This window comes from uncultured Sulfitobacter sp. (genome assembly GCF_947497275.1).
GTDB lineage: Bacteria > Pseudomonadota > Alphaproteobacteria > Rhodobacterales > Rhodobacteraceae > Sulfitobacter.
Window position 1 is genome coordinate 1 of sequence record NZ_CANMFS010000023.1, and the last position, 13,522, is coordinate 13,522.

Sequence of the window (13,522 nt, forward strand, 5' to 3'; positions counted from 1 at the left end):
GTTACGCTCTCGAAATGACCGCCTGACAGACGCCCCCCAGGCAGCTTTCATGCCGGCGCAAACAAGTTGGCAATGCCCTCGCTACTGATGACCTCGGGCCTCGATCAATGGCAGAACCCTGCGATTGATGAAGCGACGCAGGTTTCCGACTTTGATTTCCGGACGATCCGCAAAAAGCCCTTCACGGTCTATCTGGTTGTGCAGCCCCTGATGGTGAAGCCGCTTGCGCCGCTGATCCGATTGTTTTTCTCTGACCTTCTCTCGGCGATTCAAGAGAAGGAACCGGGCAAAGATGAGCCTTGGCCTGTGATGATCATGCTCGATGAGTTCAACCGCCTTGGCAAAATGCCGATTGTGGTCGAGAGCATTGAAACCCTGCGCACCTATCGCGGTCATCTAGCGGTCGTCACCCAAACCATCCCCGCCCTCGATGAGATCTATGGTGAAAACACCCGCCGCGCGTTGCAGGGCAACGCGGGTGTAAAGCTCTACCTCACTCCCTCGGATGAAAAGACCATCGAGGAATTGAGCAAGGCCTTGGGCAAGACGACAAAGACGGTCATCACGCGGTCGCGGTCCATTGGTAAGAATCCGTTCGAAGGGCGCAGTCAGTCCACACGGACGGAAGAAACGTCACTACTGCCCGAAGATGAAGCGCGCCGGTTGCCGCTCGATGAAATTATCATGGTCGTGGATGCGCAGATGCCAGTGCGGGCGAAACGGATCCAGTATTTTGATGATCGGTTGTTTGCGGCGATCCATGGCGCGCAGACAGGGGAGTTGCCGTTTCCGGTGATGGGTGGAGGTGGGGGAGTGGTTTCCGGACAGGAATCGGGAGGGTCAGGGCAGAGTTCGAAACGAGACGGCATTGGCGCTCAGCCTCATAGGCATGGTGAGCGCTCAAGCGGTCCGCAGGAGGTAGGCGCTGCTAAATCAGTCTCTCGCGTCAAAAAACGTTCGGGTGCTGTTCAGGTCGTTGTCGAAGAAGGGCAACGACAACAAGAAATGAACTTTGCGGATCAAAGTGAAATGCAACTTGAGGAACGCGACGGTGGCGACCGAGATCGTCTCGATTTGGCAGTGGATGATCTGGGAGGGCTGGAAGAGCAGCTGAGGCATGAGGTTTCTAGCTGAGATGCAAAGGCGTAACGCAACCATTGAATGTGCGTAATTCACTAAACCAGCCATTCACGGCACCAGATTTGAAGGACGGCAGAGCGGACAAAGCTGCCATCTACAGCTTTTCTGTAAATGACCGCTATCCAACTCAAAGCTGCCGCTGGCGTTCGTTAACCCCACTATAACCTTGTTGCAGGGCGATGTGGAGCATAATCACTGGCGGAATTAGAAACGCTGAACAACGCTATTCGCCAAGATTGAGACGTATCGTCTGCTCTGAATGCTATTTTCATTCTCATTAGAAGGCAATCTGGCGAAACTTCGCCTGTCATAGAAAACAATAATGTTTGGTGCGACGGAACGTGGTGCAAATACCGTAAAAGAATAGAAGGGTAAAAAGGGACGTCATATGAAGTTTTCCAAATTCAGCAGCTGCGGACTGGCGGGCATAGCTGTGGGGACGGTTCTCGGGGTGCAAGCGCATGCGCAAAGCACCGTTGAGGAACTACAGACATTCTTCGCACCCGCGCAGATCGTTTCCGGACCAGACATTGTTAACTGCACTCTTTCGGGCGGAAGCGAGACCACCTGTTTCTCGATTACGGTGATCGCAGAGCCGTCCAGCTATATCCCCGGTCCGTGGTGTCCGACCAAAATATCGGACGGTTCTGACAAAAGTGGCATCTGGCTGGAAGGTGGGGAGGCGTATTCAGCGGACGGCGCGTTCATGCAAAACATGTCGACCTTTTATGAGGATGACAAATGGCAGTTGTTTGACCGATCAACAGGCAAGATCAATGTCACTGACAGCCTTGAATCCTGCCTTGCCGCCGCGCGCCCTGACGTGGATCCGGCCTATCAAAACCATTGCGTGCAATGCCTGATGGAATACATCCCCGACGGGGCCACGCAGACCTATGTGATCCCTGTTGAGCCTCAACCTCTTATGCGGGGCCGCACCTTGAGTTTTGCGGGGGCTGGTATTGCGTCAAATGGCGTGTCGCTAGCTGCCGCCGCACCGACCGATGCGATTTTGGGTGCCTATACCATTGCCCCCTTCGATACCTGTGGCGGGCATGTGAACGTGCATGCAGGCTATCATTATCATGCAGTCACAGATTGCCTGACAGAGCTGTCATCCGCATCGCAACATGGTGTGCAAATCGGCATCGCCATGGACGGCTACAAAATTTTTGCGCACAACCTAACAGACGGATCATTGCCGACCAAACTTGACCGTTGTAACGGCCACGAGGTGGAAGGTCTGAACTATCACTATCATGCTGGTGCAGTCGGATCGAATGCGATCCTGGGCTGCATGAGCGCGGAATACGGATGTGCCTCAAATGATCCAACTGCGGTCTGCGACGCCTCAGCCCGACCTCCACGACCCTGAACCAACCTCAAAGGAATGATCACATGATCACCAGAATAATTTTCGCCACCGCCCTGTCCCTGACAGGTGCCACTTTCGCTGCGGCACAAGACGCCGACATGAGTTTTTCATCACCAGCGTGAACCCCGGCAACGGTGCCGATCTGGGCGGGCTGGAAGGCGCGGATGCCTATTGTGGCACGCTTGCCGAAGCGGCAGGTGTGAGCGGTAAAACATGGGCGGCCTATCTGTCATCGAGCGCCGAGAACGCGCGTGACCGGATTGGCACCGGCCCGTGGATGAACGCAAACGGTGTCGTGGTGGCGCAGAGCGTGGATGATCTGCACAGCGATGCCAACAACCTGACCAAAGAGACTGCAGTCTCTGAGACAGGCGCAGTCATCAGCGGGCGGGGCGATACGCCAAACCGCCATGACATTCTGACCGGCTCCAATCTAATGGGCAATCTGGTTGGCAACTCTTGCGAAGACTGGACCACCAGCGGCGAAGGCTCTGCTATGGTCGGGCACCACGACCGCACCGGCGGCGGCGACAACCCAACAGCGTGGAACGCGGCGCACGGCTCACGCGGATGTGGCATGGAAGCGTTGCAAGCCACTGGTGGCGATGGCCTGTTCTATTGCTTCGCAACCAACTGATCTCAACACCACGGGCAGGCTCAGGTCTGCCCGTGACCTCTCAACCATGCGACCAGAGTGTCTGGCTCCGCGCGCGGGCGAGCCCGTGTTGATACAGAGCATTCATATAGGTTGAGGAAAACCGGTCTGACGGGTCATAGACAATACCAGATGTCGGACTAATAGATGCCACAGAAAACTTAAGTCCTTGTTCGCGCGCAAAGAGTTGCGTTGCGTTCACCTGAAGCGAGGCACTTGCCCGCCCCGTTGTCGTGAGCGCCTGCTGCGAAATGCTCAACGCTGACCGCGCAACGGTTGTTGGCGCAGGATTGAGCGTGTTGTTGATCAGCACATAGACGTGACCGCCCTCCAGCTTTTGATCCGGCGTTGTGAAGGCAAAGCTCGGGACTGCCAGAAACTGCATATGCACGCCGCCGTCGATGTGGGTTTCCGTGTAGGTTTTTCCCTCCACGACATAGTTCAGGCTTACGGGCGGAAAGAGGCCAGGCAAGGCGGCGGAGGCGCGCATGATGCCGCGGAACAGATCGTAGTGTCCTGCTTGCGCAATGGCACCCATGTCCCAGACCGATGCCCGTGCGCTATCCAGCTCGGAGGTCACAACCAGAAGCCGGTTCCCAGCCGCATACCGCGCGGCAACGGCTCGAAGAAAAGAAGGCGGTGTGTTTTCAGCGATCAAAGCCGCAAGAGGGGCGGTGTCATAAAGGGCGTTGCTGAAGACTGCTTGAAAGGGCCGCATCCGCATGATGTCTCCTGCATCGGTTTGGGTGAACACGTGGGTAAGGGCTTCGTCATGCTCCTGCCCCATAAACGCAAACGGCGCGATCAGAGCACCTGTCGAAATGCCGGTGACCAGATCAAAATCAGGCCTGTCGCCGCGCTGTGACCAGCCGACAAGCGCGCCTGCGCCAAACGCACCATCCTCGCCCCCGCCTGAAAGGGCTAAAACATTGGGGCCCGCAGGTAAGGACGAAGAGTGCGGCGATTGCATATGTTTCTTCCAAACGTCAGGCCCATCGTCGGCAAACAAGCGAAACTGCGACAACGGGTCGGTGCCGCTTGGAACGGGACGTGTTGAAGGTGCTGGAGCGCCGCCCCCGCAAGCGGACAGAGTTGTTGCTGCGAAGCCCGTCAAAAATGCACGACGCCCCATGGTGCCTCTCGCACGATAAATCTGGTTCATTTCATATTCCTGTGGAAGGGTTGAGCAAGTATGCTTGCTCGCCAAGTTTGTTTACAGTTCGGGGTCTCAGCGGTTCGCCGGTGGCGGGAGGGCCGCACGCAATGCCTCTTCTGTGATACCCAGCTTTTCCGCTGCAACCGCCGTATCTGGCGGGCCGGCTTGTGGGTTACCCAACGCTTGCATCAGCGCATCAGGTGTCACACCAAGCGCCTCAGCAGCTTCTTCAAAACCCGGAGGCATCTGCCCCGGTGCGCCGCCACCCGGCCGTGGTGGTTCATTTCGCCCATCCAGGCCCGCCCGTGTCGCACCCACGCCAGCCGTTGCTGTGGTTGAGAAGTTGTCCATGGCCTGCACACCAACCAGACAGGCGGGCAGGTTCGGAAAGTCGTCGGTCGCATGATAGTGGTAGGTCTCGCCCGCAGGTGTCGCCCCGATATGACCGTTGCATGTATCAAGGCCGGTCACAGTTGTGCCGTCCGCCTCAACGCTGCCAAACATCGCAAACCCGTCGAAAGCATAGCCGAATAGGGCCGCACTATTCTGCTCCAGCGCGCAATCCGCATCGACACCTTCTTTCTCATAGACCGTCTCGATGTCTGTTGATGTGGCGTGCCAGTGATACCAGCCACCGGGGTCAATATGGCCACCGCAGGTATCAAGCGCTGGCATATGTCCGGTCGCCTGAACGCTGGGCGCATCGGAAAAGATCGGCACACCGTCAAGCGCCACACCAACTTTGGACACAGTGCCCAGCCGCGTCGGGCTGTCCGCCAACATCGGTGTGACAGGCAGCAGCATGGTGATCTCGACGCTTTCATCGGGCGAGACGTTGATGCAGGCATGCTCGACCGCCGGTTGTTCCGTCGCTATGTCAACAATATGAACTGCCCCGTCGTCGTCAAAGAAGCGGTAGCCCAAATCATCAAGCATCTTGAGGAACGCGCCATCCACACGGTAGAGCTTGGCGTTCTCTCCGGTCCATTCCCAAATGCCCCCTGCATCCTCCAAAGTTGCAGGGCAAAACGGCCCGATTTCCAGACCTTCGGGCAGATAATTGACTGTAATTTTATAGCAGGTCGATGCAGTGCCATTCTCCAGCGTGCAATCTACTGTTACGGGCTGTTCAGCAAAAGCTGTGTCGGAAAACTCTTCGATATCGGGGTGAGCCAGTGCCATTTGGGCAAAGCCCAGCGTGCCGAGCAATACCACGCTCGGCCAGACGAGGGTTGAACATTTCATTGGACGTATCCTTTCAGAGAAAAAGTAGACGGAAATTTGGCGAGTGTTACCGTGACGAGACGTTGCTGCTGTGGGCATCATGAAACATAGTCGCCTGACCAACCTGAGAGACGGGGCCATAGAAATGCGCTTCCAAGCGGTTTTGAAACTTGTTGTTTCATACATCACTCGGCCAGTAGTAGCGCGACAAGCCCGCAATGGGCCGCCCGTCACCCTCAGGCACACTAGCCGTCAACGCCCCCGAGAGTTTGGCCGCGAGATTGTTGCGCCGGATGTCGCCGCCCGCAGTTTTCTCAGAACCATCTAAATGCGTGACCTGAGTATGCGCTTCGGCCGGAAATGGCATTGCGTTAAGCGCAGAAGGGAATGTGTCTTTCCGGCCATCGCCAAGCGAAACAGCCGAAGCGAACAGAAATACGGGCAGCTTTAGGATATAATCCATGTGCTTTCCTTTCGAGGTATTTTCAACAAGTTGGATTCAAGGCGCAGATCAGCCTTTTTTCGGCGGAGTTGCAGGAACACAGGCGAAAGGGGCATTGGCGTCGGGCGACATACACTTGCCCTGAACTGCTTCGCCGCTGCGACCCGAGAATTCACATGCTGACTGCGGCTTCACATTTGCACAGGCCTCAAGGGCTTCACGTGGCGGGCGCTTGCTTTGACCCGAAGGCGCGGATTGTGTAATCTTGATGCCTTGATCCGGTGCGGCAAGATTTTCAGCATGGACCGAGGAAATGGTCAGAGCGCCAAGGATCACGACGGAAAGGATCAGCGAGACTTGATATAACCTCTTGCCTTCGGTTTTTGGGACGCTCGATTTGTAAATCGGGATTTTACGATTTGCTGCGGATTTTGCACGGATCGCTTTGAATTTCTCGAATAGCATTTTGGTTCTCCTGTTTGGGCGTTGATTCGCCTCTGACAGGTTCGTTTTGCGCCTTCATTGAGGAGCGAATTTGCAGCAATTATGCAGTGAAAATGCAGAGCGAGAAAAAACGCCCGCTGTCCCATTTTTGGCTCAATTAAAATTATCCCTCGTAGGCATACCCCACACCATAAACCGAGCGAATGGGGTCCCATGCGCTGACAAGCGCAATTTTACGGCGCATGTTGCGGATATGGCTGTCGACTGTGCGGTCAAAAACCTCTGTGTCATCGGGAAAGGCCAGCGACAGAAGTTGATCGCGCGAGAAGACGCGTCCCGGCCGCGCAGCAAGCGATTGCAGTAACGCAAATTCCCGCCGGGTCAGATCAAGCGGGTTGCCATCCAGCGTGGCTTGCCATCTATCTCCATCAATCACGAGGCGGGTATCCGTGACGGACGCTTGCGCCTGCTCCCCGGTGGGCCGTCGCCGCAGCACCGCTCTGACCCGCGCGACCAGCTCACGCGGCGAATAAGGTTTGCACATGTAGTCGTCGGCCCCCAACTCCAGCCCCAGCAAGCGGTCGATTTCTTCAACTTTGGCGGTGGTCATGATGATCGGCACATCAGAAGTCTTTCGCACTTCGCGGCAGATGGTCAGGCCATCCACACCGGGCAGCATCAGATCAAGGATGATAAGGTCGAAGTTTCCGGCACGGGCCATCTCCACTGCACCTGTTCCCTCACCCAGCATCTCGATACTCATGCCCTCGGCCAGCAGGTAATCCCGCACAACTTCGGAAAGAGCGATTTCATCCTCTACAATTAATATGCGTGGCGTCGTCATGCAGTCCCTTTCGGCAGGCGTATGGCAATTTGAAGCCCACCCATATCAGAGCGTCCGGCGGAAATCGTACCGCCATGGGCCTCAACGATGGCCTTACAAACCGAAAGCCCCAATCCGGAACCTCCATACGCACGCGACCTTGATCCTTCGACACGGAAAAAGCGATCGAACAACCTGTGGACATCGCTCGCAGGGACAGCGGGTGGCGTATCATCGACGCTGAGGAGCGCTCCGCCTTCATATTCAAGCAAACTTACGCGCACGCGGCCAGGATCATCCGTATAACGGGCCGCGTTTCCAAGCAGATTGTCGATGACCTGACCGATCTGCCCGCGATCACAAGACAGCATCAGCTTTGACGGCAAATCGAGTTCCAACTCAATCCTTTTGGCAGTCAACTTCGGTCGTGCCATCTCCGCAGCTTCGCGTGCAATCTGCGACAGATTTTCCCGAATAGGATACGTCGTCTGCTCTACTTCACGCGCATAGGACAGGGTTTTTATATCTTGCACCAAACGCGAAAGCCGCATCAGCGCGGCATGCATTTCGGTCAGCGTCTTCTCATCCGGCTGGCGTATTCCATCCTGCAGCGCTTCGATCTGCGCGCGCAGCACCGCAAGGGGGGTCTGCAACTCGTGACTGGTGTTTGAGATCCATTCCCGCTCGGTTTTGGCCGTCTGCTCCAGCGTCGCGGCCAAGGTGTTGTAGTGGCCGATCAGCTGCCCCAACTCGTCGGTGCGATCCTGTCTGATCCTCGCAGCATAATTCCCTGCGGCCATTGTCTTGGCACCGGTTTCCAGCCGCCTGATCGGCCCCAGCAGCTGGCGCGCAATAATATAGGCGGCAAGGGCAGAAATCGCGATTGCGATCAAAGCGGACAACGCAAGAGACAGATACTGGCCGCGCAGAAAGAAGGCATCGCTCTCGGTTCCCTGCGCAACCGGTGCGCTTAAACCAATGTATCCGAGAAGCCCTGTCCCAGTGCAATTATTCTGCGCACAGATGGGGCGGCGTTCGAACAACAGCGAGCGATTGATGTTGCCTAGAATTGGCATGCCACCCGCGTCCAACAGCACGAACCGCTTTTCCAGCATCAGGTTTTCACCCCCAGCGCCAAAGGGCGGCGGAGGCGTGGGCCGCAGACGTCGCGCAGAACCGGGCGGTGGAACAGGTCGGTCGCCCATCTGCGGGCCCGGGCGCGAAACATGCGTACGCACAAAATCATTCCAATGTTGTGGGTCATTCGCAAATTTCTGCCAACCACCCGGATGTTCGTCAGCGAGCGCATCCACCAATTCATCAAACTTCGCCAACTCGCCTCTCAGCAGATAGACCGAAAATCCATCCCGCATCCAGACCGCCACCGTCAGCGCCATTACTATGACGACCAGAACAGCGGTTGCTGCGATTGCAGTGAAGATTTTTGCGAACAACGACTTACGGATTTGTTTCATTCCGCAGATATGGCACGGAATTATGCAGATAGGATGCAGAAATATGGAAATATGATCAGTTTGAGCCAGAGAGCGATTGCTACAGGAGCAGACTATGATTCGTTTCATGATATCAATAGAGTTTCTGGTCGATGAGGCATCCGTCATGCCCAGGGTGATAACTGGTTCTGTAAAGCTTGAGTATCGGCCATTGATGCCTCAAAAATGCAACCTCAACCGTGCCAAGCGAACTTCCTATACATTGCTGCCATTCAGACAGATACGCAGCATAAGGTAGAATGGGCTCGTTTTCCCCTTTCGCCGCATCATGCACGAACGGCTGGTTTCTCTAACTTTTGGTCCTGCCCCCTATCGGAGCAGACCCTGCTGCGCGATTTGTTGTAAGGTGCCGCAGCTGCTTGCCGATCAGTCAAAGGTAACTTGTTCATTCTCGGTCACCTCTTTTAAGTCAAATTCTGCAAGGCGCTCACGTTCCATTTGCTCGCCCCACTGTTTCGTTTCGTTGGCATCAGAAAACCCGTGCGACATGGCCCATAGGTCGGTTCGCTCCTTAATTATAATTTCCGAGTCTGGGTCAGGCATGCTCACCTTCTCCCCAATCTTCCTAAACGGGCGAGTTGGGCCAGCATTTGCGATCCAGTCCCGGTCGATGGATTGCCCCCTGTGGGTGTCACATTGGCCATTCCCGGCCGTTGTGGCATTTGTTGTACTCCAAACATCTGACGCGCTCTGAGTGCGGCGTATTCTGCCCCGCTGGCACCCCCAACAAGATACCGATTGTAGGCTTGCTGATTACCCATGGCCGCGCGTGCAAAACCGTAGCTTCCACTCAGGCCGCCAGACAGCGCAGGCATCATGATGTTTCCTGATATCGCCCGTACTATGAATGGCGTTGCGACGATAAATCCTTTGGCCATGAGAACCATCATAAAAAACGGGATAAGCGCACCGATGTTTGTCGCTCCTTCAGGATCGCCAAGCTCTCCGATCAGTGCTGACGCCACCCCCGTGATGGTCGCGAAGACGCCCGCCAGGACAATTGGATAAATGGCAAAGGAGATCAGCGCGGAGAGCCAACGCGTAAAATAGTCTTTGGTGACGTCAAACAGCGTTAAAAAGATCATGATCGGCGCGATCCCGATGAGAAGGGCGATCATTAGACGTGAGGCGACTAGAATGAACGCCGCCAGCCCACCAAGGATCGACAACATCAGCACGCCAACGATGTCGAGCATTGCGCCCACCATCCAGTTGAGTTCCGATCCTGCCGCATTGAGATACTCGCCTAGCTCGGCAATGAGCCGGTCAAATTCTTCGGCGAATGTGCCTGAAGGGCCGGGCACACCGCCGCCCACGGATGCCACTAGCGCGCCTGCAATACTGTCGATCCCTGCGAGAATCGCGGATGATAGTGCGTTGAACTGCACCCAATTGGTCGCAAATATCCCGATGAGGCCAATCTTGATCGCGAGCCAGAACGCCGTTCGACCGTCCATTGCTTTGTGTTGAAAGATCATGTTCAGGAAGACGAGGATAACCACAAGCGTAGTTCCGAGAACCAGAAGCGTACCCACCGTTGCGGCTACTGATCCGAATTGCGTTTCGGCAGCGGTGTCGAGATAGCCTTGGGAGGTTTCAACGAAGTAGGTTACAACGCTCATTTCAGGATTTCCCTACCAATTGCCTGCAGCTTCGCAGATCGCTTGGGCCTGAGGTCGCAGTTCATTTGCACGGCGATTGTAGGTGTCCGAGGCTTGCAGCATTTCTGAACGGTCCGCATCTGCATGGTTTTCCCGAAAGGTGCTTTCCGCAGAATCCCAAGTTGGGAAGCGCGTGGCGCAGTCGCAGGATCCCGTTTCAACGATCCGCTCTATGCTCTGTGCCCGATAAATGTCTTGGACCAAGACACGCTGGTAGGCGTCGCGCAGCGCGATGTTTTCCATCCAATCGGGTTCGTTTGGGCGCTCAGAGCAAACACCCGGAATGCTCTCAAGACTGGGGATCAGATTGCGCTCTGCTACCAAAGGCGGTGCAAGCAGTCCCGAAACAACGGTAAGCCAAGTGACGTATACAACTCGATACGTCATCGCGTGCCTCCAACATCTGCGGCCTCAGAAGTTTCACGTTTCAGGAAAGCTGTGTGCCCGATATTGGCAAATTCGGAAGAACTGATTGAGACCACCTCCCACCCGATTTGGCCCTTCGCATTCAACGCGGCCTGCATCTCGATCAGGCTGGTTTTACGATCCATCGGGAACGACAGGATCTCGTATTCATAGGTTTTCATGCGGGTGCTCCAATCTGTTCCATGCCGGGGAGGTAGAATTCGGTGATGCCGCGCGCGCCGTTGTGACGGCCGGTTTGGATAATCACGTCGATGGAATTTTCGATGTATCGAACCATGTCCGCATAGGTCATTGGGATTTCGGTCTTGAGGGCAGCGATTGCCAATCGCTGCACAGCCAGTTGCGGGGTTTCGGCATGTAGCGTGGTCATTGATCCGCCGTGACCGGTGTTGATGGCTTCCAGGAAAGTCATGGCCTCTTTACCGCGCACCTCGCCAAGAATGATCCGATCTGGCCGCATGCGCAGGGTAGCGGTGAGCAGAACATCGGCGGTTTGGAACGCTGCATCGCGGTTGGCGATAAGCGTCACCGCATTTGGCTGGTCTGGTAGCAGCTCTGCAGCTTCTTCAATGGTGATGATCCGTTCTTCTGGGGGAACATGAGAAAGGATTTTACGAGCCGCCACCGTCTTTCCGGTCGACGTACCGCCCGAGACGATCATGTTGAGCCTATTCTCAACGCAAAAGGCCAGCGCATCGTCAATCACGCCGGATGCCACGACTGCGCGTAACTCTTGGGTTTTCTCTTGCCGCAATTCTTCGAGCTTGCGCTCTTTGCCAAACAAAAACGACAGTTCAATTTTTTCGAGGGAGAGACTTGAGAAGAACCGTAAGCTGATCGACATGGCCGACATTACGGCAGGCGGCGTGATGACCTGCGCGCGGATCGGGCGATCTTTGTAGGCAATCGAGACCGATACAATGGGCCTGTCCTTGCTCATGGTGGTGCTTGCGCTGGAGGCAATTTGATTGCCCAAGTCCTTAACCTCAGTTTCCGTGAGCGATTGATCCAGAAGCCGCATGAAGTGATCGCCCTGGAATTCACCCCAGCAGGTGCCGTTGGGGTTGATGCAAATCTCGATGACATCGTTGCAGGACGCGGCGTCCAGCTTATCCAGTGAGGTTTGAAGATAGCTCAGCGACATGGGATCAAAATATCTCCAGATCGCGGTCGACCATGACGGTGACACGGGCGCCCTGATCAACGTAAATTACGGGACCGATGGAGAGATAGTCGCTGATCGCGCTGTCAGTCGCATCGGCCAGATCATCACCAACATCCTCAAGAACGCCAGCAGCGGTTTCGTCTTCAACAGAGGCTGCGGCCGCACTCGGGGCCGCCGAGATGAGCGAAATCAAGGCTGCAGAGCCAAACCGTTCCGCAAAGCGGGTGTCGACAAACCCGGAGACGCCGGAGCGTCCCAATTCGTCGCCGCCAAAGGAGCTGATCTGGACGGTCTGATTGTCTGGTAGGATGATCCGGTCCCATGCGATGGTGACGCGCTGCTGTGCAATATCTAGCCCCGAGCGATAGCGCCCGATCAGGCGCGACCCGCGTGGGATGAGAAGGCGGGATCCGTCAAAGCTGAAGACATCTTCGGAGACGACGGCGCGGGTTTGGCCGGGTAAGGAGCTGTCGAGTGCCGTTTCCATGACGGCCTGGATCGTCGTCCCCTGAATGATGGTATTGGACGGATTGGCAATCACCTGTGCTTGGGTGACGGAGGTCGGCAGCGCGCCGTTCAAAACAAAATCCGTCACGTCGCCGAATGTGCGCTCTGCAAGCGATGTTTCATTCGCTCCTGACGTTCCACCAAATGCAATCGTCGGGGACGTAACCCGGCGATCCTGAAACGCGCGTTCTTCTGCTGCGCGGCGCTCAAGGTCAGCTATGCGGCGTGCCTCCTCTTCGCGGCGCAACCGTTCTGCTTCTCGCGCAAGGAGGTCTTCTTCGGACGGTCCGATAGGCACCGGCGCAGGCACTGGTCGGTTGGCCTCAAGTTGGGCCAACTCCAAGTCCATACGGATTTGCTCCAGCTCGCGATCACGTGCCGCCAATTCGTCCTGAAACTGTTTCTGAGCCGCTTCGGACGCTGTTTGGAGTGCCGCGATCTGAGCGGTTAACCCATCAATGGCGTCCGCAGCCGCCGTATCTTCTTCGACCACCGGCTCCGGCGCGTTGCGCAATTCTTCGATCTGGGCCTGAAGGGCAGCCAATTGCGCGAGAAGCTCAGCGTTGGGCTCGTTAGGTGCCGCCGGGGCCACGACAATCTGAGTTTCCGGGGCAGGGGGCGGAGGTATGGCTTCGATCGCGCCAAAGCCGTCACCCTCATTTTGAAACACATCAGGGGTGGCTGTTGGCAGAGCCGTTTCCTCATCTGGTCCGGATATCATGTAGAGAACGGCGCCACCCGCACCAACGAGCGCGACGACAATGAGGGCCAGAAGGGGCGAGCGTCGAGGTCTGGTTGAACCCCCGCGATTTCCGCCCTTTTCCAAAGCGGCGAGGCGTTTTTCGAGCTCTGCGTCTCCCGTATCGCTCATGATGACGCCCCCGCGGGCGGTGTCGCCTGAATGCAAACCAACGGCATTGCCAACTTGTTTGCGCCGGCATGAAAGCTGCCTGGGGGGCGTCTGTCAGGCGGTCATTTCGAGAGCGTAAC

General features: G+C 56.2%; 14 protein-coding genes and 1 pseudogene. 3 read left to right on the forward strand and 12 right to left on the reverse strand.

The window, feature by feature from the left end; all coding sequences use genetic code 11:
- Nucleotides 1-78: 78 nt before the first annotated feature.
- From Q1A06_RS20385 to Q1A06_RS20395, 3 genes and pseudogenes are all read left to right on the forward strand, one after another.
- Nucleotides 79-1,134: pseudogene (locus tag Q1A06_RS20385) on the forward strand (type IV secretory system conjugative DNA transfer family protein); the annotation flags it as partial.
- A gap of 394 nt (nt 1,135-1,528) precedes the next feature.
- Nucleotides 1,529-2,515 carry a YHYH protein gene (locus tag Q1A06_RS20390; protein ID WP_299567955.1) on the forward strand — a complete coding sequence of 329 codons (987 nt, stop codon included), beginning with the start codon at nt 1,529-1,531 and terminating at the stop codon, nt 2,513-2,515.
- Between the two features lie 118 nt (nt 2,516-2,633).
- Complete coding sequence (locus Q1A06_RS20395) at nt 2,634-3,152, forward strand: hypothetical protein (RefSeq protein ID WP_299567957.1); 519 nt, start codon at nt 2,634-2,636, stop codon at nt 3,150-3,152.
- Nucleotides 3,153-3,192: 40 nt separating this feature from the next.
- Here Q1A06_RS20395 and Q1A06_RS20400 read toward each other — a convergent pair whose 3' ends face one another.
- From Q1A06_RS20400 to Q1A06_RS20455, 12 genes are all read right to left on the reverse strand, one after another.
- The gene (locus Q1A06_RS20400) at nt 3,193-4,140 is read right to left on the reverse strand and encodes a patatin-like phospholipase family protein (protein ID WP_299567958.1); all 948 of its coding nucleotides are present in this window, start codon (nt 4,138-4,140) and stop codon (nt 3,193-3,195) included.
- Between the two features lie 258 nt (nt 4,141-4,398).
- On the reverse strand, nt 4,399-5,571 hold the full coding sequence (locus Q1A06_RS20405; RefSeq protein ID WP_299567959.1) for a YHYH protein: 1,173 nt from the start codon (nt 5,569-5,571) through the stop codon (nt 4,399-4,401).
- Nucleotides 5,572-5,728: 157 nt separating this feature from the next.
- Nucleotides 5,729-6,013 (reverse strand): hypothetical protein, encoded by a 285-nt coding sequence (locus Q1A06_RS20410; protein ID WP_299567960.1) that lies wholly within the window; start codon nt 6,011-6,013, stop codon nt 5,729-5,731.
- A 48-nt stretch (nt 6,014-6,061) separates the two neighbouring features.
- On the reverse strand, nt 6,062-6,457 hold the full coding sequence (locus Q1A06_RS20415) for a hypothetical protein (protein ID WP_299567961.1): 396 nt from the start codon (nt 6,455-6,457) through the stop codon (nt 6,062-6,064).
- Nucleotides 6,458-6,599: 142 nt separating this feature from the next.
- A complete protein-coding gene (locus tag Q1A06_RS20420) occupies nt 6,600-7,280 on the reverse strand; it encodes a response regulator (RefSeq protein WP_299567962.1) in 681 nt (226 codons plus the stop codon).
- Entirely contained in the window at nt 7,277-8,881 is a 1,605-nt protein-coding gene (locus tag Q1A06_RS20425; RefSeq protein ID WP_299567963.1) for an ATP-binding protein, read from the reverse strand. The genes Q1A06_RS20420 and Q1A06_RS20425 overlap by 4 nt, the downstream gene beginning before the upstream one ends.
- A gap of 258 nt (nt 8,882-9,139) precedes the next feature.
- A complete protein-coding gene (locus Q1A06_RS20430) occupies nt 9,140-9,316 on the reverse strand; it encodes a hypothetical protein (protein ID WP_299567964.1) in 177 nt (58 codons plus the stop codon).
- A 2-nt stretch (nt 9,317-9,318) separates the two neighbouring features.
- On the reverse strand, nt 9,319-10,395 hold the full coding sequence (locus Q1A06_RS20435; protein ID WP_299567965.1) for a type IV secretion system protein: 1,077 nt from the start codon (nt 10,393-10,395) through the stop codon (nt 9,319-9,321).
- A 12-nt stretch (nt 10,396-10,407) separates the two neighbouring features.
- Nucleotides 10,408-10,821, reverse strand: a complete 414-nt coding sequence (locus Q1A06_RS20440) for a hypothetical protein (protein WP_299567966.1) — start codon at nt 10,819-10,821, stop codon at nt 10,408-10,410.
- Nucleotides 10,818-11,021, reverse strand: a complete 204-nt coding sequence (locus tag Q1A06_RS20445; protein ID WP_299567967.1) for a hypothetical protein — start codon at nt 11,019-11,021, stop codon at nt 10,818-10,820. The genes Q1A06_RS20440 and Q1A06_RS20445 overlap by 4 nt, the downstream gene beginning before the upstream one ends.
- Nucleotides 11,018-12,004, reverse strand: a complete 987-nt coding sequence (locus tag Q1A06_RS20450) for an ATPase, T2SS/T4P/T4SS family (protein WP_299567968.1) — start codon at nt 12,002-12,004, stop codon at nt 11,018-11,020. Before Q1A06_RS20450 ends, Q1A06_RS20445 begins: the two co-directional genes overlap by 4 nt.
- Before the next feature lie 4 nt (nt 12,005-12,008).
- The gene (locus Q1A06_RS20455) at nt 12,009-13,403 is read right to left on the reverse strand and encodes a TrbI/VirB10 family protein (RefSeq protein ID WP_299567969.1); all 1,395 of its coding nucleotides are present in this window, start codon (nt 13,401-13,403) and stop codon (nt 12,009-12,011) included.
- Nucleotides 13,404-13,522: the final 119 nt, after the last annotated feature.

Excerpts from the sequence above, each read along its gene's own strand:
- Q1A06_RS20390 (WP_299567955.1), top strand. The coding sequence starts at position 1,529 with ATGAAGTTTTCCAAATTCAGCAGCTGCGGACTGGCGGGCATAGCTGTG.
- Q1A06_RS20400 (WP_299567958.1), bottom strand. The coding sequence starts at position 4,140 with ATGCAATCGCCGCACTCTTCGTCCTTACCTGCGGGCCCCAATGTTTTA.
- Q1A06_RS20405 (WP_299567959.1), bottom strand. The coding sequence starts at position 5,571 with ATGAAATGTTCAACCCTCGTCTGGCCGAGCGTGGTATTGCTCGGCACG.
- Q1A06_RS20410 (WP_299567960.1), bottom strand. The coding sequence starts at position 6,013 with ATGGATTATATCCTAAAGCTGCCCGTATTTCTGTTCGCTTCGGCTGTT.
- Q1A06_RS20415 (WP_299567961.1), bottom strand. The coding sequence starts at position 6,457 with ATGCTATTCGAGAAATTCAAAGCGATCCGTGCAAAATCCGCAGCAAAT.
- Q1A06_RS20420 (WP_299567962.1), bottom strand. The coding sequence starts at position 7,280 with ATGACGACGCCACGCATATTAATTGTAGAGGATGAAATCGCTCTTTCC.
- Q1A06_RS20425 (WP_299567963.1), bottom strand. The coding sequence starts at position 8,881 with ATGACGGATGCCTCATCGACCAGAAACTCTATTGATATCATGAAACGA.
- Q1A06_RS20430 (WP_299567964.1), bottom strand. The coding sequence starts at position 9,316 with ATGCCTGACCCAGACTCGGAAATTATAATTAAGGAGCGAACCGACCTA.
- Q1A06_RS20435 (WP_299567965.1), bottom strand. The coding sequence starts at position 10,395 with ATGAGCGTTGTAACCTACTTCGTTGAAACCTCCCAAGGCTATCTCGAC.
- Q1A06_RS20440 (WP_299567966.1), bottom strand. The coding sequence starts at position 10,821 with ATGACGTATCGAGTTGTATACGTCACTTGGCTTACCGTTGTTTCGGGA.
- Q1A06_RS20445 (WP_299567967.1), bottom strand. The coding sequence starts at position 11,021 with ATGAAAACCTATGAATACGAGATCCTGTCGTTCCCGATGGATCGTAAA.
- Q1A06_RS20450 (WP_299567968.1), bottom strand. The coding sequence starts at position 12,004 with ATGTCGCTGAGCTATCTTCAAACCTCACTGGATAAGCTGGACGCCGCG.
- Q1A06_RS20455 (WP_299567969.1), bottom strand. The coding sequence starts at position 13,403 with ATGAGCGATACGGGAGACGCAGAGCTCGAAAAACGCCTCGCCGCTTTG.